The sequence below is a fragment of the Spirochaeta thermophila DSM 6578 genome, from assembly GCF_000184345.1.
GTDB lineage: Bacteria > Spirochaetota > Spirochaetia > Winmispirales > Winmispiraceae > Winmispira > Winmispira thermophila.
Genome location: NC_017583.1, coordinates 769,241 through 792,050, shown reverse-complemented (window position 1 = coordinate 792,050; position 22,810 = coordinate 769,241). Strand labels below are relative to the sequence as shown.

Here is a 22,810-nt window from a genome sequence, read left to right as displayed (position 1 = left end):
GCACTACTCCTCCCCCAACAGATCCTCTATCCCCCCCACGGGGGTCCACCCGCCTTCCGAGAGCTTGCGGGGGAGGAGCTCCTCGTTGTAGAGGCGGGCCACCCGGAAGACCTCGTGGTCTCCATACTCTGGGTATACCCGTGCGGCGAGCTCGTAGTCCGGCTCGGAGAGACCCCGTTCTACCACCCGCAGGGGATCGGTCACCGTGAGGGCGAAGTGCGGGGCATAGACGAAGAGGAGGAGGAAGAGACACACCAGCACCGTGGAGAGCGCAAGGAGCGAGAGCCGTGCCGACTCGACATGTACGGGCCGCATGTCGAAGAAGACCTCCAGCGGACCTTCCCTGTAGTAGGCGTAGTCCTGCGGACCGAACATCCGATCGTAGAACGAGTCGTCGTAGCGGGAATAGAGCTGCTGCCCCCCGGTGCGCACCACGAGTACTTCCTCGTGCGCAGCCGCGAGGGTGAGGACCTGGTCGCGGGTGAGGGTGTCCTCCATCTCGGTGAAGACATGGCCGGTGCGCACCACCCTGGCCACGTACCGCTCCTCCACGCCCTTGAGGGGAAGGAAGACCGGGAGGATGCTGTAAACGAAGAGCACCACCAGCTCGGCGGTCACCACCAGGGAGGCGATGCGGGAGATGTGGTGCTGGGTCATGGGAGAGTCGATGTAGGCGATCTGCTTCACCAGTTTGAGCCCCCTCAGGAGCCTGAGGATACGGGCCATGCGGATGATCTTCACCACCTTGAGGAGCTTGAGTTTGCCCGCCACCCCCACGAACGCGGCCCCGCCGTAGAGGAGCGAGAACACCTCGGGCCCCGAGTTGAAGACGAGAAGAGGCACCGAGGCGAAGAAGTCGATCCACCCGCGTTCTTTCGAGAAATAGCGGGCGAACCGCCCTTCCGATGCAGCCGCGATGCTCCTCACCAGGAATTCGAGGGTGAAGAACACATCGAACCCGAAACCTGCGAGGAGGAGAGCCTTCCTCCACCTCCACTCCCACATGAGGAGCACGGCCAAGTCCTCGAGCACGGTCTGCACGAGGACGAGGAGTATGGCCGCCGTCACGAGACCTTCCAGAAATCCTCTTCGCGTCGTCTTGCCGTCCATAGGTCACCACCCGTATTCCGCAGAGATTCGGTAGAGCTCGTCGAGCATCTTGTGATCGAATCCATAGAGCCGCCACGTCCTCCTCGCCGCGGCGAACCAACTCTTGTCGGGCGACTCGGCCCCCCGGTCCACGGTGATGTCGGGGCGGAAGGTCCTGCAGCGGTGGGAAAACACGGCCACGAGACGGGAGGAGGCGGGAAGGCCGGGATTCTCCTCGAAGGAGACGTGCGAGAGGACCGCCGCTTCCACCACCTTCGTCGGGAGGAGGGGGATCTCGCGGGCGAGGGCACGTGAGAGGCGTTCGGCAAAGGAGGCACGCACCACGCCCGAGACGCGCTCACGGAAGTCGGTACCCGAGTCGGGAGTGAGCAGGTAGAGGGCGGGCCGCAGGAGGAGGAGGGTCGACAGGAACCCGCCCAGCTCCTCCTTGCCCATGGAGAGGCGTTCCACCTTGGAGAGCTCGAAGTACACATATCCCCGCTCCGCGCAGATGGCCTGGAGGTAGCGATCGAAGACCCGGTGGAACAGGGCCGTGGAGGGACCGGTGAAGGCGAGCCTCGCGTCCTGCCGGGCGAGCACCTTCCGGAGGAACGCGAGCACCTGGTCGGCCACCTGGGCGTGGGGGATGGGCTTTTCATCGAGGAGGGCGAGGAACTTCCAGGAGAGACCACGAACGATCTCCTCGAGCCGGGGGAAGAGGGCCTCGTCGGTCACCTCCCTCAGGGCGGGCACCAGGAGGGCGAGCACCTGGTTCCATGTGGAGCGGGGGAAGTAGTCACGGATGAGCCGGGGAGCGAGGACGTCGCCCTGCTGACCGAGGAGCTGGATGATGCGCTCCTCCCGCTGGAGGGGGGTGAAGGAGGAGAGCATGGGGTTCTCGAAGAAACGTCGCATAAGATCCAGGGCCGCATCCGGGATCGTTGCGGAGCGCTCCATGGGAATTCCTCTCCTTTTTCGTTTACATATTGAGGTGTTTCGACGAATAATACAAGAGGTGAGACCTCGCACGATCATCCCCATCGTCCTCGGCCTCCTCTGGGGCGTGGGGGCCCAGGAAGCCCCTCCCCCCCTTCCGGAGGAGGCGCCTCAGGAACTTTTCGCCACCACAGTGGACGACGAGGACCTCGTGCTCTACGCGGCCGGCACGTGGGAGAGCAGCGCCACCTTTGCTGCGGGCTGGGCCCGCATGCCCGACGGGACGTGGATATCCGGCTACGTGCCTGAGGATCTCACCCCGGGATTCGCCTACACCCAGCAGGCGGACTTCCTCCTCTCGCTCTGGTACATGGAGCGATACTTCGTGGAGATCACGGTGCAGGACGACCTGGACGACAGCACGTATCTCTTCGGTTACCGGGGAAAGGAAGGAGAGGTGGTGCAGTCGGTGAGGGCGGGGAACACCGGGGTGGGTATCGGGAACTACCGGTACCTCGACCTTCCAGGTCCTTCGAGGGGATCGCTCGGGGTGTCCGCCTCCTTCGTGGGACCATGGAGCTTCCACGAGTTCATGGTGCGGCTCGACCCCTCCACCACGGGACACATCCGCTACCGCGGTCTGGCCACGGTGGACGAGATCCGGAAGGGCCTCGGCTCGTACACGAGGGGACGGTTCTTCGTGCTCCCCGACACCGACCTCGACAGTCTCACCGTGTACCTGGAAGACGGGGAGGGTACCCTCACCGCAGACGACGGCACGAGGTGGAGGCGGGCGCGGGAGGACGAACTGAGCTACTCCCTGAAGGAGGGTACCCTCGCCCTGAACGAGCCGCCACCCGGCCGGGTGGCCGTCTACTACACGGTGGGGGGTGTTCCGGTGGGGGACGCCTCGCTGGGCCGCGAGGCCTTGTGCGGCACCACAGGCGGACTCCTCGATCCGGAGGCCCCGGCCGAGGACTTCGACTGGGGCACGAACTACCTGGGGATGGACATGAGCCGACTCAGGATCGACCTGGAGTCGAGGACGGCCCTCCTCGTCTACGTCCCTGCCGGTTTCACCCCCTTCGAGGCTCTCTGGGCCTACGAGGTCCCCGAGGACACGGAAGAGATACTCCTGGTCGAGCGGGATTCCGAAGAGGAGGCCGTCCTCACCCCTTCGGCCCGCCTGGTGAAGGAAGGGAGTCTGGTGACAGTCCGGAGGGAAGGTGAAGATGCGCGCACCCCTGCGGCGCGTTACCCCTTCGCCCGGGAGTATCCCCTCCTCTACGGCCCCCGGCGCACCACGCACCCGGAGTATCCCGGGCACGAGATCCTGCTCCGCACCCTCTCACCGGTGGAGGCCCTCACCATACCCGCGGACGCCCAGCCCGGCACTGTCCGCGTGCTGGTCAACGGGCAGGAGGAAACCGCGGCGCAGGTGGACTACGAGACAGGCGTCATCACCCTTCCGTACCAGGTCTCGACCGCCCACACCATCGACATCTACTACCGTACCCGGGAAGGTGAAGCCGGAACAGACCTGGTCGCAGCCAGCGGCAACACCTTCTCCCTCTCGCCCCATACCACGCTCAACCTCGCAGCCTCGGTCCGGTATCCGCTCACAGAGGAGCGCTTCACGTCCTCCCCCGGGGAGGCTTCGGGCGATATCCGGGGATCGGTCGAACTTGACCACAGGGGGGAGGGCCTCGACCTCCGGGCCGACGTGGGCATCCGCCACACCCTCACCGACACCACCGGTTACCTCAGGCTCCTCACCATGGAGAAGGGCTCGCTCACCCTGCGCTACGACGAGGCATCGCTCTTTCCCGCCGCTCCCCCCGCCGACACCACCCTCGTGAGGGATCCGGCCTCCCCGCTCTCCGACGTCGGAGATCTCACCGGACTCTCCCCCGCGAACCGGGGGAAACTCATCTACAAGGACTACTACCACTACACCGTCTACGGACGGGGCTCGCTGCAGGACTACACCTGGACCCCGCCTGAGGAGCAGATCCATCCCTACACCACAGGCGAGAAGACCGGTCCCTACCTGGTGGCGGCGGAAGGAGCAGGATTCGACGAGGCGTGCATGGCCCTCGACTTCGAACTCGCAGACGGGGAATCCTGGACGGGAGGGCAGATACCGATCGGTGATCCGCCCGACGAAGTCGCCGGGCTCTCCCTGTCATGGAAAGCCGACCGCCTTTCCGGCAGCACCTTCGATCTCTACCTCCAGATCGGTCCCCTCGCCGAGGATATCGACGCCGACGGAGTCCTGGAAGAGGAGGGAAGCCCTTACGACCCCGGCTTCCCCTTCCATGACACCGCCCACCAGGCGGTGCTCCGCCTGGGCACCGACCCCTCGAACCTCCCCGACAACCGCATGAGCAGCGAGGATGCGAACGGAAACGGCCTCCTCGATCCCGAAGACACCTCCCGCACCCTCACCTTCAGGATCGCCCAGGGGATCTCCTCGACCACCGGGTGGAACACCCTCACCATCCACCTGCCCCCCCAGCTCCGAGCCCTCGCCTCCCAGGCCCGCACCCTCCGCCTCCTCGCCGTCCGCACCGCCACCACCGGCGCCTCCTCGGGCCGCATCCTCTTCTCGGCCCCCACCCTCCTCGGCAGTCCCTTCCACACCTCCTCCACCGACCCCGACGCCACCATCACCGCCTCCACCGGCCCCGACCCCACCCTCCCCGCCTCCAGCACCCTGGTCTCCTCCCGGTTCGAGGAGGAGGCCGACCAGAAGTCACTCACCGTCACCTGGGACAACGCAGCCCCCGACCCCTCCTGGTCGTGGGCCGCCCGCACCTCCATCCCCTCCCTTCCCGCGGGTTCCTATCGACGCATCTCGATCTTCCTCAAGAACGGCGCAGCCTCATCCCTCTCCCTCCTCCTCTCCCTCACCACACCCGACGGCCGCGGCCTCCACGCCTCCGGCATCACCCTCCCCGCCGACGACACCTGGCACCTCCTCACCCTCGACACCACCGGAGGCGGCGTACTCCTGGACGAGACGCCCCTCTCCGGCGCATCCCTCGAGGACGACGCCGCGACGGGCTCCCTCACCCGCCTCGCCCTCACCTGCATCGATCCCCCCGCCACAGGCAGACTCCACGCCGACGAGGTCTTCGCCCACGACCCGGAGAACCCCACCGCCCTCCTCTCCTCCCTCACCCTCACCCTCTCCCATCCCTCCCCCCTCGTCTCACTCGGTTCCACCCCGCTCCTCCACCGGCTCACCCTCACCCAGCAGGTCGCCGCCGTCACCCCTCTCGACGAAACCCCCACCACCACCGCCTTCTCCACCCACGGCTCCCTCTCCCTCCTCACCGCGATCCTCGGCCTCGGCCTCTCCGGCACCTTCCACGGATCCGAGCCGGAAGCCTTCCACCTGGATCACTCCCTCACCCTCCCCGCAGGTCCCCTCACCCTCACCGACACCTTCGGCCACACCATCCTCCCCACCTCCTCCCTCACCCACTCCTCCTCCCTCGGCCTCTCCCTCACCCCCGTCAACGCCTCCCTCTCCCACTCCCTCTCACACACCCCCACCATCCTCAACCGCACCTGGACCCTCACCGCCGACCTCACCCCCTCTCCCTTCGGCCTCTCCGGCCGCAGCACCCTCTCCCAGACCATCCAGGACACCCCCGCCCCCCCAGACACCTACCCCGACTCCTATCTCGCATCCTGGGAGGAAGCCGTCCCCCTCCCCTCCGACGGGACCACCACCCGCACCTCCTCCCTCACCCTCTCCCCCACCTACCAGACCCCGCACCAATCCACGACCCTCACCCTCACCGCACAGACCACCACCTCCCCACCACTCGCCACCCGCACCCACACCCACACAGTCTCCCTCACCACCTCCCACACCCTCACCCCGCAACTCACCCTCAGTCCCTTCTACACCCGCACCCTCACCCTCGAAGAAGAACCCTCACCATCCGACCACTTCCCCGAGGACTGGACCTCCCACACCAGAGCCCTCGCCCGGATCCCACTCCCCTACACCTCCATCCCCTTCTACGAGCTCTTCCTCACCTCGAACGACCTCCACGTCCCCGCCACCGACACCCTCACCTACACCCCCCGAACCGGCCTCTCGCTCACCCTGCCCCCCTCCCTCACCCCCCTCGACCTCCTGATCCCGCGGACCCTCTCCTCCTCCTTCGGCGTGACGTACACACTCACCGAAGGCAGACCCCTCACCACCCGCACCCTCACATCCTCCCTCGCCTTCCAGGCCATCAACCTCTTCGGCGCCCAGGCAGCCCACCCCCTCACCACCCTCTACCTCCTCGACGAGTTCACCCGGATCCTCACCCTCACCTTCTCCCACGTACTCGAGAGCGCCCACACCACCTGGACCCTCACCTGGAACGAGACCGCAGGATTCTACATCGAAGCCCCGCAGGGGCTCCTCCTCTCACACACCCTCACCCTCTCACCTGGGAGCCCCTCCCCCTGGAAGGAAGAGGCCTCCCTCTCCTACGTATGGGACACCCCCGCCCCCTCCTGGACCTACGCCCCACCCCTCGAACCGTGGAAAGCGCACCCACCCGTCCTCCGCCACACCGAACAGGCAGACCTCACCCTCACCGGCGGGGAAGACGGAGACACGGACTACGCCGTCTCCCTCACCCACACCTCGACCCTCCTCTACGGCACCTCCGGCAACTTCAGGGCCTTCCTCTCGGCCGCTGTGGAAGAAGAGAACCAGGTGACGGTCCTCGGATGGATGGCAGGCCTAGCCATGACCCTGCAGTTCTAGTCGACCACGACTCCACGGACTCACACCTGTGAAAAAGACTCGTGTATGAGCTATACTTTAGTACTGGACAGGATCACGGACCTTACGTAGAGTGGACGGAGAGGCCCATCCTTACCATATCTTGAGGAGGCATGGATGAGAACCATACGCACAGGCGCGATACTCCTCCTGCTACTCGCCTTCACGATCACGGCGCAGGAAGCAGGGGATAGCCCATCACAGACGAGCTTCGGCATGGGGGTGGCCTTCGGCGTGGCGGCCTTCCCCAACCCGGACGGTACGGTGGAGACCTACAACGCACTCTCGCTCAGACCCGACATCAGCATCGGGAAGTTCGGCATAGGACTCAACCTCACCCTCCACTACCGCTTCGCCGACAGCGAGGGCGAGTCGGGATTCGAGGTGCGGGAGGAAGACTGGGTGCCCGACAGCGACACCTCGTTCCTCGAGCTCTACCTCCCGAAGATCCGCTACGTGCGGTACGGATTCAAGGGCGACCCCCTCTACGTGAAGGCAGGCACCCTCGACGCAGTGAACCTCGGGACCGGGTTCGTGGTGGGAGGCTACTCCAACGCCAACTATCTCCCCGACTTCCCGGTGTGGGGGCTGGAGTGGGACATGGACGGCACCCTGGTGAACTTCCCCTTCATCGGGTTCGAGAGTTTCGTGGCCAACCTGGCGGCCTTCGAGCTCTTCGGCGTACGCGGCTATGTCCGTCCCCTCGCAGGGAGCGGTATACCGATGATCAAGGACCTCCAGGTGGGGGCCACGGTGGCGGTGGACCGCGACCCCTACTACTATGCGCGCAAGAACGAGAACTATACGGGCCCGGAGGAAGCCGACGACCCGGTGGTCGCGTGGTCGCTCGATGCCATCCAGCCGATCCTCGCCTCACCCCTCATCTCCCTCTCGGCCTTCGGGGCCGTGGCCATGGAGGACGAGGCGGCAGGGGCCATGATCGGTGCAGGGGGCCGCGCCTTCGCCTTCCTCCTCTACGGCGCACAGCTCCGTTTCCTGGGCGACGACTTCATCCCCTCGTACTTCGACGTGTCGTACGACCTCTACCGGCCCCAGAAGTACGCGGTCTACGCCGGAGAGGCGCACGTTCCGGGCTCCATAGGGTGGCTCGCCACCCTGGGTTTCTCGGTGCTCGAGGACAAGATCGTGCTCAAGGCCACGATGGACGGGCCCTTCGGCTCCTCCGAGGAGGCCCTTGCGAGGCCCCATCTCCTCGCCTCCTTTGTGATGGCCGAAGGGGTGGTGCCCGGATTCTTCTTCGACATCGTCTACGACAAGAAGGACATAGGAAGCTTCTCCGATCTGGGAAGATGGCAGGAGGACTCCTACATGGTCTTCAACATCCACTACCGCAGCGGCCCCGCGGTCCTCACCCTGTTCTACACCCTGCGGTACGAACTCACCGACGAGGGTTACGAGCCGGTGACCACCAGCGGCACGGAAGTGTCCATCCAGTTCTAAGGAGGCAGGTATGAGACGTACCATCATCATGGTGAGCGCCCTTCTCCTCTTCGTGGGGGCTCTCGCGGCCCAGGAGCAGCCCATGGCGGTGCTCGAGTACTTCGACGACCCCTCGGAGATCGAGGTGATCGACAGTCAGGGTTTCCAGGTGGAGGGCGTGTACTTCGGCATGGAGATCGCGGAAGGTGAGACCATCACCACCTACAACAGCTCGGCGGAACTCAGACTCTCCCCCAACGGCACGATCATCAAGCTGGCTCCCGACACCACCTTCACCGTGGAGCAGATCCAGAAGTCCGAGGACCAGGAGAACCGCTTCGCCCTCGTGGCCGGGAAGCTCAGGGCGGTGGCCGCCAAGATCCCCAGGACCAGATACACCATCACCACCCCCACCGCGGTCTGCGGCGTGCGCGGAACCGACTTCGGCATTCTCGTGGTGCCCGGACAGGAGGAAACGCTCTTCGTGAGGGAAGGGCTCGTGGCCTTCAGCAGGGGTACCGAGGAGGTGATGGTGGGAGCGGGGCAGATGATCGACGCCCTCGCCGATGTCTTCCAGCCGGTCGCCATCCCTCCCGAAACCCTCCAGGAGCTCTATGAAGACCTCGAGTTCCAGGTCCTCGACCCACAGGAGGTGCCGGGACAGGTGGAAGAGCCCCTCGGGACGACCGAGGCCCCTGCCGCCGAGACGCCGACGCCCCAGCCGGAACCGGCCCCTTCCCAGGAGGAGAGCGCCTTCATGGCATGGCTGCGGGAGGCACTGGGCCTCGAGCTCGGGTCGGTGACCATCAACGGACAGACCTACTCCAAGGCCGTACTCCAGCCCACATTCGCGGTGGGCAAGTTCAGGGCGAGCCTCTATCTTCCCATCATCTACACCAGGGACCTCTTCGACCCCTCCGACTGGTACAGGCCGAAGGGGAACGACGAGTGGTCCTTCGGCACCGACTACGACTGGGGTGACGACCCGGTGGGAGGCGTGAGCGACTTCTTCCGCGACCTCGCATTGAAGATCCGCTACATCGAGTACGGCGAACTGCGCGACCCGTTCTTCTTCAAGGTCGGCAACATCCGAGGAGTCACCACCGGCCACGGGACCATCATGCGGAACTACGCGAACGACACCGACTTCCCCTCCGTGAGGAGAGTCGGGCTCAACATGGGCATCGACGGCGAGAAGGGAGGCATGGAGCTCGTGGTCAACGACCTGGCCGAACCCGAGATCATGGGGACACGCCTCTACACACGTCCCCTCGCCCCCTCGAGCAGGCTGGCCTTCGGCCTCACCGCCCTCGCCGACATCGATCCTGCAGGCGACATCCCTGAGGACAGCCCCAACCCCTTCGACGCCCTCGCGCGCCAGGCCGACCCCGTCTTCCTCAACCTGGGACTCGACCTCGACATCCCCCTCTACGAGGGCGAGCAGCTCAGCTTCATCCTCTTCGCCGACCTCGCCGGCATGCTCCCCTACCTGCGACACGCGGCGGAAGACCCCTGGGTGGGCTCGGTCGATTCGGGCTTCCAGTGGGACGCCCTCCTGTACGTGGACGAGTCGGAGAGAAAGGCCGAGTTGCGGAACTACGGGGTGAGCACGGGACTCTTCGGCACCATCGTGGTGGTGGACTACAGACTCGAGTACCGCTTCTTCCAGGGGACATTCAGACCGGGCTTCTACGGCCCGGACTACGACAGGATGCGGGGTCAGTACGCGAGCGCCCTCATGGCCTATCTCACGGACAAGGACGACCCTGTGTTCCACACCACCACCATGGGGATCTACGGAGAGGCTGGCTTTGATATCCTCGACAGACTCTCGTTCCAGGCGGGGTACTTCTGGCCCTGGGACCTCACCTCCTCTGGCGAGATCACCTTCTCGGACAACGACTACCTCACCATGAGACTCACGGCCGAGAAGGGCTTCATCCCGGCGGGAAGACTCAAGGACGTCTCGGCCTCGTTCCTCTACCAGCGCTCCTTCTTCATCCCCACCATCCTCGGACGTGACGGCTTCGAGAATGCCTCCCTCTTCGATGCCAACACCGTGTTCCAGGGCGAGATCGTCTGGGGTGTCGCACCCACTCTCGACATCGTCATGCTGGTGACCACGAACGTGATCTACAACGACGACGGCACCATTGCCTACGACGAAGACGGGAGCCCGAAGTGGGCGCCCTCCGTCACCATTGAAAGCAGGGTGCACTTCTAGTACACTCGTCTCCATGAACGACCGCACATCCGCCGCCTCCCCCAGGATCAAGCTCCTGGAGGAGGCGGTTTTTCGCAAGATCGCCGCGGGTGAGGTGATAGACAGACCTGCGGCCGTGGTGCGGGAACTCCTCGACAACGCCCTCGACGCCGCATCCACGGAGATTACGGTGGAGATCTCACAGGGCGGGATCGAGCGGATACTGGTACTCGACGACGGGGAAGGCATGGTCCCCGAGGACGTGCGACGCTGCTACCTCCCCCATGCCACCTCCAAGATACGCTCGGAGCAGGATCTCCTCGCAGTCACCACCCTGGGCTTCAGGGGCGAGGCCCTGGGAAGCATCGCGGCCGTGGCCACGACCCGGATCGCCAGCCGCGCACGCGGCACTCCGAGCGGGTACTTCGTGCTCGTTGACCGCGGAAGGCTCGTGGAGGAGGGCGAAACCCATCTCCCGGAGGGCACGCGGGTGGAGGTGGAGAGACTCTTCTCCTCCTTTCCGGCCCGGAAGCGGTTCCTCAAGAACCCGTCGACCGAGGGACTCCTCTGCAGGCGGATGGTGGTGGAGAAGGCCCTCCCCTTCCCCCACGTGGCCTTCCGGTTCGTGAGGGACGGACAGATGGAGTTCTATCTTCCGCCTCAGGACCTCCTCGCCAGGGTGTGCGCCGCCCTCCCCGAGCTGTTCAAGCCTTCGGCGTCGGAACGCTTCGAGGTCGAACAGGATGAGGTACGGATAGAGGGAGTCCTCCTTTCCCCGGCATTTCCTCAACGCGACAGGAGACACATCCGCATCTACCTCAACAGGCGGCTCGTCCAGGAGTTCAGCCTGGCCCAGGCCGTGGCGTACGGCTACCGGGGGGTGCTTCCGGGAGGCCAATACCCCGCCGCGGTGGTCTTCCTCACCCTTCCTCCGGAACGGGTGGACTTCAACGTGCACCCCGCCAAGCGGGAGGCGAAGATAAGAGGCCTCTCCTCCCTCCACGCCCTGCTCGCCCGGGCCGTGGAACAGGCCCTCAAGGACTGGATCGGTGTCCGGAGGATCGCCCCCACTACGGGGAGGCCGGAGACGGTGGGGGAGACCGAACGGGTCTATCGCCCGCACCCCGAGCCCTCCCGGTCGGGAACGGGCGAGCTCTTCACCGGACCTTCGCACACCTTCACCCTTCCCTCCGACTCGGGGCATCCACCCTCCCCCCGCACCGGTGAGGGCTTCACCTACCTGGGACAGGCCTTCGGCGTGTTCCTCGTGGTGGAACGGGAGGGAACACTCCTCCTCGTGGACCAGCACGCGGCCCATGAGCGGATCCTCTACAACCGGCTCACATCACACCCCTCTTCTCAGGAACTCCTCTTCCCCTACGCCTTTCCGGTGGACGCAGACGAAGCAGCCCGGCTCGAAGACGCGAGGGAGGAGATCGAGGCCCTGGGGATACGGTTCGTGCTGGAAGAGGGGAGATGCACGCTCACTCATCTCCCCGCACCCTTGAGCGACGCCCCGCACGTGGTGGCCCAGTGGCTCAAGGGGGAACGGCTGGCGGATCCCGAGAGAGACGCCTACGCCACCCTCGCCTGCAGGGGGGCGATCAAGGAGGGTGAGGTGGTCGACAGACTCACCGCCCTCGACCTGCTCTCACAGACCTTCTCCCTGGAGGAACCGTTCTGCCCCCACGGCAGACCCCTCTGGGTGGAGATCACCCGCGAGGAACTCTTCCGGAGGATACGGCGGATCGTCTGAAGTCGGTTCCAGGCCTCACAGGCCCGAGAGGAGCTTCTCCACCTCTGCTCTGCGGGAATAGTCGGGTTTCTTCTCGAGGAGGGTGGAGAGGACCTTCTTCGCCCCCTCCGAGTCCTCCAGGGTGATGAGGAGCTTGCCGAGCTGGTAGTAGGCGTCCCAGTAGGACGGATCTATCTTGAGGAGCTCCTGGAAGACCCTCACCGCCTCGTCGTACTCCTTCGCATCGAGGTACGAGAGGGCCAGGTTGTAGCGTACCAGGGTGTCCTTGGGGTCCGCCTCGATGGCCGCGCGGTAGTGCTTGATGCTCTCGGAGTAGAGCTTCTTCCGGGCGTAGAGATTCCCCAGATTGTTGTTCACCTCGAAGGAGGTGGGCTCCAATTTGTAGGCCTCGAGGAGGAGACTGAGGGCCTTGTCGTCTTCGCCCTTGTCCTGATGGAGGAGTCCCAGCTGGACCCTCGGCTTCACGTAGTCGGGCTTGAGCTCTATGGCCTTCCCGAAAGCCGTCTCCGCCACGGTATAGGCCCCGAGCTTGTAGGCGGCCAGCCCCAAGGTATACTGGTACTCCGGTACGCGGGGCGCCAGATCCACGGCCTTCTGGGCGTACGAGAGGGCTTCCTGGGCCTTGTCCTCTTCTATGAGCACCAAGGCGAGGTTGTAGGCCGAGACGGGATCATCGCTCCCCTTCTCCGTTGAGAGGGCCTCCTTGAAGGCCTTCTCGGCGTCCTGGAGCCTGCCGGCGAGGTAGTAGGTGAGGCCCAGCCCCCGCCAGGCACGGTAGTCGCCGTCGTACTCGAAGATCTTCTTGTAGTGCTTCTCGGCCTCCTGGTAGTCACCCTTCTCCCGTGCGTACTCCCCCAGCTTGAGATAGGCACCGGTGTTCTTGGGGTCGAGGGCGATCACATTCAGAAACTCCTTCTGGGCGTCGTCACGTCGACCGAGTCGTTCGTGCGTGAGGGCGAGATTATAGTGGGCGTTCACCCACGAGGGTTTGAGGTCGAGGCACCTGGTGAACGAGAGCCGTGCGTCGTTGAATTTCTGCCTGCTCCGCTCCCTGTCGCTGGAGGCGAGCGAGAGCCCCATCATGTACTGTACTTTCCCCAGCTCGTAGAGGGTCTCTGCACTCCGGGGATTGAGCTTGAGGGCCTTCTGGAACTGCTCTTCGGCCGCGGGATAGTTCTTGTTGTCGGCGTAGATCTTGCCCAGTACATAGTAGGACTGCCAGACGTTCGGATCGGTTTCGATGGCCTCCTGCGCCGTACTGACGGCCTCCCTCACGTCGCCCTCCTCGTAGTAGCTCTCCGCGCTATAGGCGAGGGCTGTCGCATGATGCTGCCTCTGTCGGGTCGTGTCTTTGAGGGAGATATCGAGCACCTTGTTGAAGTTGTCCCTGGCGGTCATGAACTCCCGCTTCTCCAGGGCCTTGGTTCCCGCCTCGAGGAGGGCCTTGATCTGCTCTTCCTTCTTCCGCTCCTCCTCACCGAGCCGTGCGAGGCGCTCTTCTTCCTGTCGCTTCACCTCTTCTTCCTGCCGCCTGCGCTCCTCCTCCGCCTTCCGGGCCTGCTCCTCCAGGGCCCGGGCGCTCTGCCCCTCGAGGGCTTCGCTCAGCTCGGAGAGCGACCGCGAGAGCTGCTCCTGCTGACGGGCGAGCTCCTCGAGCTCCTTCCGTCGCTGATCCTCCTCGTAGGCCCGCTTCTCCTCGAGAATCCGCTGTTTGAGGGCCCTCACCTCCTCGTCTCCCGGGTTCTTGAGGAGGAGGGTGTCGAGTATGTCGAGGGCCCGCTGGTACTCGTGGGCCGCGGCGTACTCCTGGGCGAGGAGGAGGGCGTTCCGGTACTCGGCCCTTGCCGACTGCACCACGAGGTAGGCGGTCCCCCCCCCGCCGGCGAGGAGCAGGGCGGCCACGATGCCTGCGATGAGGAGTCGTCTCCTCGATCGATCTTCCTTTGGATGGTCTTGCCTCGACATGGTCCCTCCTAGTCGGCGAGTTCGAGCTCTTCCGAGAACTCCTGAGCCCCTTCGGTCCCGGCCTCGACGTCCTGTGTCTCTTCGGCGGCCTCCTCCAGGGACTTGAGCACGGAGTCCAGAAGCTGTTTCCTCCTCGCCTCCTCTTCCTTCCGCCTCTGCTCCTCTTCTTCCTGCCGGCGCTGGGCTTCGAGGAGCTTCTCTCCGAGGAGGGCGATCATCTTCTCTATGTTCGTCCTCTGGGGCGTGGTGGGATCCAGCCTGAGGTAGATCGTATAGTCGTCGATCGCGTCCTGGTACTTGCCCAGCCGTACCCGGGTGTTGGCCCTGTTGAGGTAGGGCTTGGGGAATGTGGACTTGAGGGAGATGGCCTCGGTGTACATGAGCTCCGCGGTATCCTGATGCCCCAGTGCCAGATAGCTGTTACCCATGTTGAAGAAGAAGATTGCATCGTACCCATCGGTGCGGTCGATCCCCTGCTTGAAGACATCTATCGCCTTCTCGTGGAGCCCGAGGGCCTGATAGGCGGCCCCGAGGTAGAGGTAGACCTGGGGAGTAGAGGGATTCTCCCCGATCGCCCCCTCCAGGAGAGGGACCGCCTCCTGGAGTTTGTTCTGCATGAAGAGTTCTTCCCCGCGGGCGAAGAGCGAGAGCTCCTCGGCCCCGGCGGGCCATTCCCCCACGAGGGAGAAGACCAGAAAGGCGCCGCATTTGACACACACGAGAAAACGCTGTAGTGTTTTTATAAGACTCACCCGCGAGGGAAGGTGCACCTGCATGTTCATTATCATACCCGTTATTATCGTCGGTATCGGACTGGGAGTGTTTATCTTTTTCCTCTTGAAGGCCATCCTCCTCCCCCGTCGGATCTCCTCCATCGCCCATCTCATCTCACAGGAACGCTACAACCAGGCCATCAAGATGGCGAAGGCCATCGCCGAGCGGGACCCCCGCAACAGCGAAGCCCACTACCTGCTCGGCCTCGCCTACCTCAAGACAGGACGTCCCGAACTCGCCCTCATGGAGCTCAAGATGGTAGGCAGGATAGGCGTGTTCACCGAATACTGCCCCGAAATCCAGTACAGGGAAACCATAGCCGAACTCTACAAAAGCTTCAACCAGCCGGAAGAGGCGCTCAAGGAGTACCTGCTCCTCCTCAAGCGGTATCCCGAGATGCCCGACTACTACTACAAGTGCGGACAGCTCTTCGAGATGAGGAATCAGAGCGACAGGGCCTTCATCTACTACCGGAAGGCCATCGAGCTCAACCCACGGTACGCCGACGCCCACTTCAGGCTGGGAGCCCTCCTCTACCGCATGCACAAGTACCCGGAAGCCCGGTCCGAGCTCGAGACCGCACTCCGCTACGATCCCGACATCCTCCCGGCCTACTACTATCTGGGCAAGATCTACCGGGAGGCGAAGGAGTATCACGCGGCACTCCTCTCCTTCGAGAAGTCCGTCCGGCATCCCGACTACAAGCTCAGATCCCTCATCGAGCGGGGGACCTGTTACCTCAACATGGGCGATTACGAGAGCGCGATCATGGAGCTCGAGCGGGCCGTCAAACTCAGTCCCGAGGCCACCAACCCCGAGATGCTCTATGCCCGCTACTTCCTCTCCATCGCCTACGAGAAACGGAGGCGGATCGAAGATGCGCTCGAGCAGTGGGAGTTCATCTATCGCATCAATCCCTCGTTCCAGGACGTGGGGGAGAAACTGGCCCAGTACCAGGATGTGCACCACGACGACAGGATCAAGGACTTCCTCACCTGCAATGAGAACCTCTTTCTCGAGATCTGCAAGAGCATCATCCAGGCGATGAACCTCGCGGTCACCACCATCAAGCCCATCCCCAACGGGGCGGAGATCATCGCCGTCGACGTGGAGACGAAATGGAGGAACACCAGGAAGCTCCCCCGCCTCGTGAGGATCTACCGTACCACCGAGATGATAGACGAGGCCACGGTCCGGGCCACGCACGAGGCCATGAGGGAACAGAACCTCGTACGCGGGGTCATCGTGGCGAGCGCCCCGTTCTCGAAGCTCGCCCGCGAGTATGCGGAAACGCGCCCCATCGACCTCCACGACAAGAACGTACTCCAGAAGCTCCTCCAGCGCATAGACATGGATTCCGGGGTCCTCAAGGTATGAGGATACTCTGCGTCTCCGACGAGGTGGATCCGATCATCTACAGCCCCAGGGTCAAGGAACACTTCCCCGATATCGACCTCGTCATAAGCGCGGGCGACCTTCCCATGGAGTACCTCGGCTTCCTCGCGAGCATGTTCAACAAACCCGTGCTCTTCGTGTTCGGCAACCACAACCTCAAGTACCTCGGGCTCTTCAGGCCCAGTATCCCCATCCCCTTCTCCGCCCAGCCCGTCCCTCCCCACAAGTTCGGCGCCACCTACATAAGCGACAGGGTGCTGAAGGTAAAGGGACTCCTCATCGCCGGTCTCGGGGGCTCCTACCGGTACAACAACGGACTCAACCAGTACAGCGACTTCCAGATGTGGTTGAAGGTCCTCCGCCTCGTCCCCCGACTCCTCTACAACAGGATCCGCTACGGCAGATTCCTCGACATCCTGGTGACCCATGCGCCGCCCTACGGGATCAACGACAGGCCCGATCCCTGTCACCGCGGATTCAAGAGCTTCCTCTGGCTCCTCAAGACCTTCAAGCCCCGCTACCACCTCCATGGGCACATCCATCTCTACAACGGCCTCGAGAAGAGGGAGTCCCGGTACCAGCAGACCACGGTGATCAATGTCTTCAAATATTACCTCCTCGAACCGTCTCTTTGATCGAGGTATATAAGGGGGATCCATGTCCGACTTCCTTCGAGAGCAGGCGAAAAAAGACTTCGAACGAGCCCGTATGCGGGAGTTCTTCGAACGCATCCTCTCCTTCACCTCACCGCAACGACAGGAGCTCCTCCCTCTCGATGAGGTGAAGAAACTCTTGAGACCGAAGGGAGAACGCTATCTGGGGCTCAAGACCGTGCCCATCGACAAGATCGTGGGGAGCGAGGGGAGGTACCTCGACTTCAACAAGAAATTCCTCCCCCGGCATGGGCACACCCGAGGGAGATGGGAGAGCATCGATCAGGCGCACCTCGCCTACAAGGAGCTCCCGCCCGTGAAGCTCTACGAGGTGGGGGGCGTGTACTTCGTCAGAGACGGCAACCATCGGGTCTCGGTGGCAAAGAGCAAGGGGTCGAAGTTCATCGACGCCGAGGTGACGAGTCTCAACGCCGAAATCCCGCTCCACCCCGACATGACGCTCGACGAACTCCGGAAAAGGGTGATCGATTACGAGTACGCCGAATTCCGGGAGAAGACCGATATGGAGAGGGTGCTTCCGGGGGTCGAGATCAGGTTCAGCACCCCGGGACGATACGACGAACTCTACGAGCACATCCTGGTCCACAAGTACTACATCAACATGGACAAGGACTACGAGATCCCCTTCGAAGAGGCCTTCCGGTCGTGGTACGAGAACGTGTACCGTCCCATCGTGGAGGTCATCCGCAAGGAGAACATCCTCAGCATGTTTCCGGGACGCACGGAGGGCGATCTCTACCTGTGGTGCGTGAAGCACTGGGATGATCTCAAGCGACAGTACGGACAGGACTACGATTTGCGCACCGCGGTGATCCAGTTCGCCCAGCGGCACGGGACCACGTGGAAGAGGCGTCTCTCCCGCTGGTGGAAGAGGCTCACCTCGTGGCTGAGGAGACCTCCGGCCGATCCTCAGTAGACGGCGTAGGGCCCCGAGCGGAGGAGATAGTCCTCCCGCTCGATGAGGGCGTAGAGCACCGCCACCTGTTCGGGGATCTGCTCCCGAGAGAGGAAGGCGCCGGGCTTGAGCTCGCGGGAGAAGAGAAGTCTTCCCTCTCCATCGTATCCTATCACCTTGAGGGGCTCGGAACTCTTCGACTGTACGCTCCCCTGTTGTACGAAGAGGGAGGGGAACCTCTCGGCGGGGTATGAGGCCGGGTGTTCCTTCACGAGAAAGGTGCGCTCCGCCTCCCTCCCCCCGTAGTCGCGGACGAGGAGACGGTAGGTGCCGCTCGGAAACGGATCGGCTCCCGGCGAGGCGAGGGTGAAGGAGAGCCAGTGCTGGCCCTCCTGAGAAAAGATGTCCCACGCCTCTTCGTTGACCTCCCAGTAGAGACCCGCCTCGTCTCTGATCACGTACACCACCTCGATGTCGTCGATCCCGTCGTCGTCCAGGACGGCGGCGCTGCAGAGCAGAAGGAGTTCCTGTTCGCCGGATGCGGGATTCCTGGAATAGACGAGGCTGTGGGATACTTCGAGCACCGAAGGCGGGGCCCCCGTACACGCGAGCAGGAGAAAGGGTAAGAGGAACAAGAACCGTCTCATCACCGCATTTTCTCAGAAAACGCCCTCCGCTGCAAGCCGAAGGGCCTCGCTTTCCTCCCCTCGCCCTTTCTGTTATAGTAAGGCCACCTAGCATCACGAGGAGGAACGATGTCTTTCCTGTCCGTCGCACGAGAAGCCGCACTCATAGGAAGAGAGGTGCACCTCCGTTACCTCACGGGAGGCTTCCACATCTCCACGAAATCCGGGATCCGTGACAGAGTGACCACTGCCGACATAGAGGCGGAGAAGGCCATCGTAACCTTCATACGAGAGGCCTTTCCCACCCACAACATCCTGGCCGAGGAACACTCGTACGAACCCACCTCCTCTCCCTACACCTGGATCATCGATCCACTCGACGGGACCAACAACTTCTCACGGGGATTCCCCTTCTTCGCCTGTTCGGTGGCCCTCAAGGAGGGAGACGAGGTGATCGTGGGGGCCGTGTGCGATTCCGTGAGAGGGGAGATCTTCACCGCAGAGAGAGGCGAGGGGGCCTTCCTCAACGAGGAGCCCATCCACGTCTCCGAGGTGAGCGACCTGGCCACCTCGCTCCTCGTCACCGGGTTCTACCAGACCCAGACCGAGGAGGTGGTTCGGAACCTCGAGGTGCTCAGGCGTCTCTTCCGGCGGGGTATTCTGGGCATACGGCGCACCGGCGCGGCCGCCCTCGATCTGTGCTATGTGGCCTGCGGAAGGGTCGACGGATTCTGGGAACCCATCCTCAACCCCTGGGATTTCGCTGCAGGGGCCCTCATCGTGCAGGAGGCGGGCGGGATGTGCACCACCTATGAAGCCGAGCCGCTCCCTTTCGAAACATCACCCATTCTCGCCACGAACGGGAGGCTCCACCCCGTCCTCTCCGAGGTCATCAGGGAGGCCCTCTCATAGGTGTGGCACCGACCGTGCACGAACGCACAAAAAAAGAAGGGCGCCTTCCTGCGCCCTTATCGTCTGCTGGATTCTTTTTCCTGCATCTTGCGGAGCTTCTTGAGAAGCTTTCTCTGGAGAGCCTTTTTCTTCTGGTTCTTGAGTTCCGAAGGCTTTATGTAGAACTCCCGCTTCTTCCATTCCCTGATGACGCCTTCCTTCTCCACCACCCTCTTGAATCGTTTGAGGGCCTTCTCGAGAGGCTCTCCGTTGTCCACGGGTATGTGTATGATGACAATCACCCCCTCTCTCTCTAGGATCGTTCCTCCATTATAAGGAGTTCCCTCAATTTGTCAAGGAGGCTCCCTCCCACGAGCGCGAGGGGATCCACAGGCACGCCCTGCACCCGCACCTCCCAGTGGAGGTGCGCTCCGGTGGCAAGTCCGGTGGACCCCACCGTGCCCAGGAGATCGCCGGGCTCGACCTCGTCTCCCTCCTCCACCGAGATGGAGGAAAGGTGATAGTAGAGGGAGTAGATACCGGGCCCGTGTCGCAGCACCACCGTACGGCCCGTGACGATCCTGTCGCGTACCAGGACCACCATCGCCCGCGAAGGGACACGCACCGGTGTCCCTTCGGGTGCCGCGATGTCCACCCCGGTGTGGCGCGAACTGTCCGTTCCTCCGTTCGCATACCGGTAGAGGCGCTCGTCACCGAACCAGGAGGAGAAGCGTCCCTCGGAAACCGGGAGGAACCAAAGACTGGAAAGTCCCAGGGCGTCGGGAGAAACCGTGAAGAGGAGCTCGGAGAGCTCACGTGCCTCGCGGATCCTTCGTTCCGATTGATCGGTACGGATCTGCGTGAGCCCCGGGGTGAGGGGGATCTCCTCCTTGCGGTAGGCGCGGGGAAGCAGTGTGACCCTCCTGGAGAGGAGGATCACCCCTTTCCCGTCGCGCACCACGAGGGAGACGGTCGAGGAGCCGTACCCCGGAGGGACGGCGAGGAATCCGTAGAGGGTCCTTCGGGTCCCTTCAAGGGGGAAGAGAGGCGAGGCGGCGAGCGCGCTCCCCGCTTCCGACACGAGCACGGCCGTGAGGGGTCCGGATACCCGTGTGATCAGGACCGGGTAGACCTCCCCCTCCCGTGCGAACGAGGGGGCGAGGAGGGTGGGGGGATCGGCCAGGAGAGGTATCGCCGCAACGAAGAGAACGATCAGGATCCTTCGCATCGCTTCATGTCCACGACCGTGAGCTGGATGGTCTCCTGGTTCTGAAAGGTGTTCCATGTGGGGGTGAACACCACGTCCACTTCGTCGTTCTCGGAAAACTCCACGTTCACCTTGTCCGACGCCCCCCAATACACGGCAGGCCAGAGAGAGCCTCCCATGGCGAGGTGGAACTTGACGTGCGGCTGTCCGTTGCGGCCGATGAACTGGATGTCACGGACCACGGCCTCCCGGTAGAGCAACCTGAGGGGGGGGTTCTGCTCCCCGTACGGGGCGAAGAACTCCACCACCTTCATGATATCGGGCGTCATCCATGAGGGAGGTATCTCGGCGTCGATGATGAGCGGTTCCTCATCGCGAAGCGGAAGCCCCAGGTCCTCCACCACCTCGACGAGTCGCTCGATGAACTCCTCCAGGCGCTCGGGGTGCAGGGAAAATCCTGCGGCGAAGTCGTGACCGCCATACTCCATGAGGAGGTCCTCGCATGCCGTGAGAAGATTGAGCACCCCTACGCCCTGGAAGCTTCTCAAGGAACCCACGAGCCTCCCCTCTTCTTCGAGGGGGGCCAGAATGGCGGCGGGTACCTTGAATTTCTGGGCGAGCCGGGCCGCGAGGATCCCGGTGACGCCCCGCTGGACCGCATCGTGATACACGAGCACGAACTTCTCTTTGAACCGGGTGAAACTCTCGTAGGCCTGGGGCTGTATCCTCTGCCACAGGTCCTCCCCGAGTCGCTTCCGTTCGTCGTTGAGCTTGAGGAGCTCATCACCCAGGGCCTCCGCTTCGGCAGAGTCCCGACAGAGGAGGAGACGCACCGCCACGTCCGGAGATCCCATCCGTCCCGAGGCATTGATGACCGGCCCCACCTGCCAGAGCACGTCCCGGGGAGCGAGCTTCTTGCCCAGGAGTTTCTGACGTGCCATGAGGGCCCTGAGCCCCGGCCGTTCCGGATCGGAGAGACGGACGAGCCCCTCTCTCACCAGGATCCGGTTCTCGTTCCTGAGGGGCATGAGATCGGCGAGCGTTCCCAGCCCCACCAGGTCCATCACCCGCTCCATGGAGCGGAGCACCCCGGTCTCCTCCATGAGTACGGCCTGAAAGAGGGAGAAGAGGACGTCGATCTCCTCGGGAGGCTTCTCCCTGTAGAGGGCGCCCCGGGACCTGTCCTTCAATCTGAGGAGGCTCCTGCCCTTCAGCGAGGGGTAGAGGCGTTCCACCAGCGGCTTGAGGTCGAAGGCCTGGAGTTCCACGCCCCTGCCGAACGTAGCCTGGAAAAGCCGCTGCTGGAGCGGCAGATCGTACACGTAGATGGGGGACTGGGCGATGAGATCGTAGATTCTGGTGCGGTCCACCGGGACCATGCCCGGTACGATCGATTCCTGCACCCTGTCGAGCTCTATGAGGTTCTCGGTGCGTATCACTTCCACTATGTAGGCCTCGTTACCCGGCCGTATATTGAGGAGGCTCACCTCCTGGTTGAAGTGGTCGGTGAGGCCGAAGGTGAGAGCCCAGAGGAACTTCGCCACCACACCGCATCCGGCCAGATCGCGGAACGGGTAACCGGCCCCCTCCACCTTGGGATCGATGATGGCGTAGGCGGGAGGGAGTTCCTCCTTGGGTTCGTGGTGGTCGAGAACGATGACGTCGAGACCGAGCTCGGCAGCTCTCGTGATCTCCCGCACACTGGAGATGCCGCAGTCCACGGTGATGATGAGCGATCCCCCGTTCCGGGCATGTTCCTCCACTGCATCGAGGGAAAGCCCGTACTGTTCGTCCCCCATGGGGACCCGCCAGTCCACCTCCATACCCATCTCCTCGAGGAACTCCGTGAGGAGCACGGTGGAGCTGATCCCGTCCGCATCCCTGTCCCCGAAGACGAGTATACGTTCCCTCTCCTCCTTCGCCTGGATCACGCGTTCCACGGCAAGGGGCATATCTTCGAACAGGAAAGGGTTGTGCAGGTATCGGAGGTGTCGTTCCATGAAGAAGGAAAGTTCCTCGGGAGAGTCGAGCCCCCTCCTCACCAGGATGGTGGAGGTGAGAAGGTCGAGTCCGAACCGTTCGGAGATTCCGAGCACCCTGTTCTTATCGATAGGCGGTTTCTGCCAGCGTGCCACGCCCTGTCCTCCTCGTGCTGTAT

16 protein-coding genes are annotated in these 22,810 nt (G+C 63.5%); 8 read left to right on the top strand and 8 right to left on the bottom strand.

Annotated features, from left to right (window positions below; translation table 11 throughout):
* Nucleotides 1-3: 3 nt before the first annotated feature.
* Entirely contained in the window at nucleotides 4-1,110 is a 1,107-nt protein-coding gene (locus tag SPITH_RS03500) for an ion transporter (protein ID WP_014624340.1), read from the bottom strand.
* 3 nt (nucleotides 1,111-1,113) lie between these two features.
* Nucleotides 1,114-2,046, bottom strand: a complete 933-nt coding sequence (locus SPITH_RS03495; protein WP_014624339.1) for a hypothetical protein — start codon at nucleotides 2,044-2,046, stop codon at nucleotides 1,114-1,116.
* A 58-nt stretch (nucleotides 2,047-2,104) separates the two neighbouring features.
* On the opposite strand from SPITH_RS03495, the gene SPITH_RS12720 reads away from it, so the two are divergent.
* From SPITH_RS12720 to mutL, 4 genes are all read left to right on the top strand, one after another.
* Entirely contained in the window at nucleotides 2,105-6,808 is a 4,704-nt protein-coding gene (locus SPITH_RS12720) for a hypothetical protein (RefSeq protein WP_014624338.1), read from the top strand.
* Nucleotides 6,809-6,943: 135 nt separating this feature from the next.
* Entirely contained in the window at nucleotides 6,944-8,287 is a 1,344-nt protein-coding gene (locus tag SPITH_RS03485) for a hypothetical protein (protein WP_014624337.1), read from the top strand.
* 10 nt (nucleotides 8,288-8,297) lie between these two features.
* The gene (locus SPITH_RS03480; protein WP_014624336.1) at nucleotides 8,298-10,490 is read left to right on the top strand and encodes a FecR family protein; all 2,193 of its coding nucleotides are present in this window, start codon (nucleotides 8,298-8,300) and stop codon (nucleotides 10,488-10,490) included.
* A gap of 13 nt (nucleotides 10,491-10,503) precedes the next feature.
* Complete coding sequence (mutL, locus tag SPITH_RS03475) at nucleotides 10,504-12,225, top strand: DNA mismatch repair endonuclease MutL (RefSeq protein ID WP_014624335.1); 1,722 nt, start codon at nucleotides 10,504-10,506, stop codon at nucleotides 12,223-12,225.
* 15 nt (nucleotides 12,226-12,240) lie between these two features.
* On the opposite strand, the gene SPITH_RS03470 is transcribed toward mutL, so the two are convergent.
* Entirely contained in the window at nucleotides 12,241-14,190 is a 1,950-nt protein-coding gene (locus SPITH_RS03470; RefSeq protein WP_014624334.1) for a tetratricopeptide repeat protein, read from the bottom strand.
* 8 nt (nucleotides 14,191-14,198) lie between these two features.
* A complete protein-coding gene (locus SPITH_RS03465; RefSeq protein WP_245523439.1) occupies nucleotides 14,199-14,966 on the bottom strand; it encodes a tetratricopeptide repeat protein in 768 nt (255 codons plus the stop codon).
* Between SPITH_RS03465 and SPITH_RS03460 the strand changes: the two genes are divergently transcribed.
* From SPITH_RS03460 to SPITH_RS03450, 3 genes are read left to right on the top strand one after another with little or no spacing between them, the layout of a single operon-like run.
* Complete coding sequence (locus SPITH_RS03460) at nucleotides 14,965-16,341, top strand: tetratricopeptide repeat protein (RefSeq protein WP_014624332.1); 1,377 nt, start codon at nucleotides 14,965-14,967, stop codon at nucleotides 16,339-16,341. The genes SPITH_RS03465 and SPITH_RS03460 overlap by 2 nt on opposite strands.
* Nucleotides 16,338-16,994 (top strand): metallophosphoesterase family protein, encoded by a 657-nt coding sequence (locus SPITH_RS03455; RefSeq protein WP_014624331.1) that lies wholly within the window; start codon nucleotides 16,338-16,340, stop codon nucleotides 16,992-16,994. Before SPITH_RS03460 ends, SPITH_RS03455 begins: the two co-directional genes overlap by 4 nt.
* Nucleotides 16,995-17,016: 22 nt before the next feature.
* Entirely contained in the window at nucleotides 17,017-17,949 is a 933-nt protein-coding gene (locus SPITH_RS03450; RefSeq protein WP_014624330.1) for a hypothetical protein, read from the top strand.
* Here the strand turns inward: SPITH_RS03450 and SPITH_RS03445 are convergent.
* Nucleotides 17,943-18,575, bottom strand: coding sequence for a hypothetical protein (locus tag SPITH_RS03445; protein ID WP_014624329.1), 633 nt, complete (start codon nucleotides 18,573-18,575; stop codon nucleotides 17,943-17,945). The two genes, SPITH_RS03450 and SPITH_RS03445, sit on opposite strands and share 7 nt — an antisense overlap.
* 108 nt (nucleotides 18,576-18,683) lie before the next feature.
* On the opposite strand from SPITH_RS03445, the gene SPITH_RS03440 reads away from it, so the two are divergent.
* The gene (locus tag SPITH_RS03440) at nucleotides 18,684-19,466 is read left to right on the top strand and encodes an inositol monophosphatase family protein (protein WP_014624328.1); all 783 of its coding nucleotides are present in this window, start codon (nucleotides 18,684-18,686) and stop codon (nucleotides 19,464-19,466) included.
* A 56-nt stretch (nucleotides 19,467-19,522) separates the two neighbouring features.
* Here SPITH_RS03440 and rpsU read toward each other — a convergent pair whose 3' ends face one another.
* From rpsU to recJ, 3 genes are read right to left on the bottom strand one after another with little or no spacing between them, the layout of a single operon-like run.
* On the bottom strand, nucleotides 19,523-19,747 hold the full coding sequence (gene rpsU, locus SPITH_RS03435) for a 30S ribosomal protein S21 (RefSeq protein ID WP_013313455.1): 225 nt from the start codon (nucleotides 19,745-19,747) through the stop codon (nucleotides 19,523-19,525).
* A gap of 11 nt (nucleotides 19,748-19,758) precedes the next feature.
* Entirely contained in the window at nucleotides 19,759-20,673 is a 915-nt protein-coding gene (locus tag SPITH_RS03430; RefSeq protein ID WP_014624327.1) for a M23 family metallopeptidase, read from the bottom strand.
* Nucleotides 20,658-22,787: a single-stranded-DNA-specific exonuclease RecJ gene (recJ, locus tag SPITH_RS03425; protein WP_014624326.1), complete on the bottom strand. Its 2,130-nt coding sequence runs from the start codon at nucleotides 22,785-22,787 to the stop codon at nucleotides 20,658-20,660. Before recJ ends, SPITH_RS03430 begins: the two co-directional genes overlap by 16 nt.
* Nucleotides 22,788-22,810: the final 23 nt, after the last annotated feature.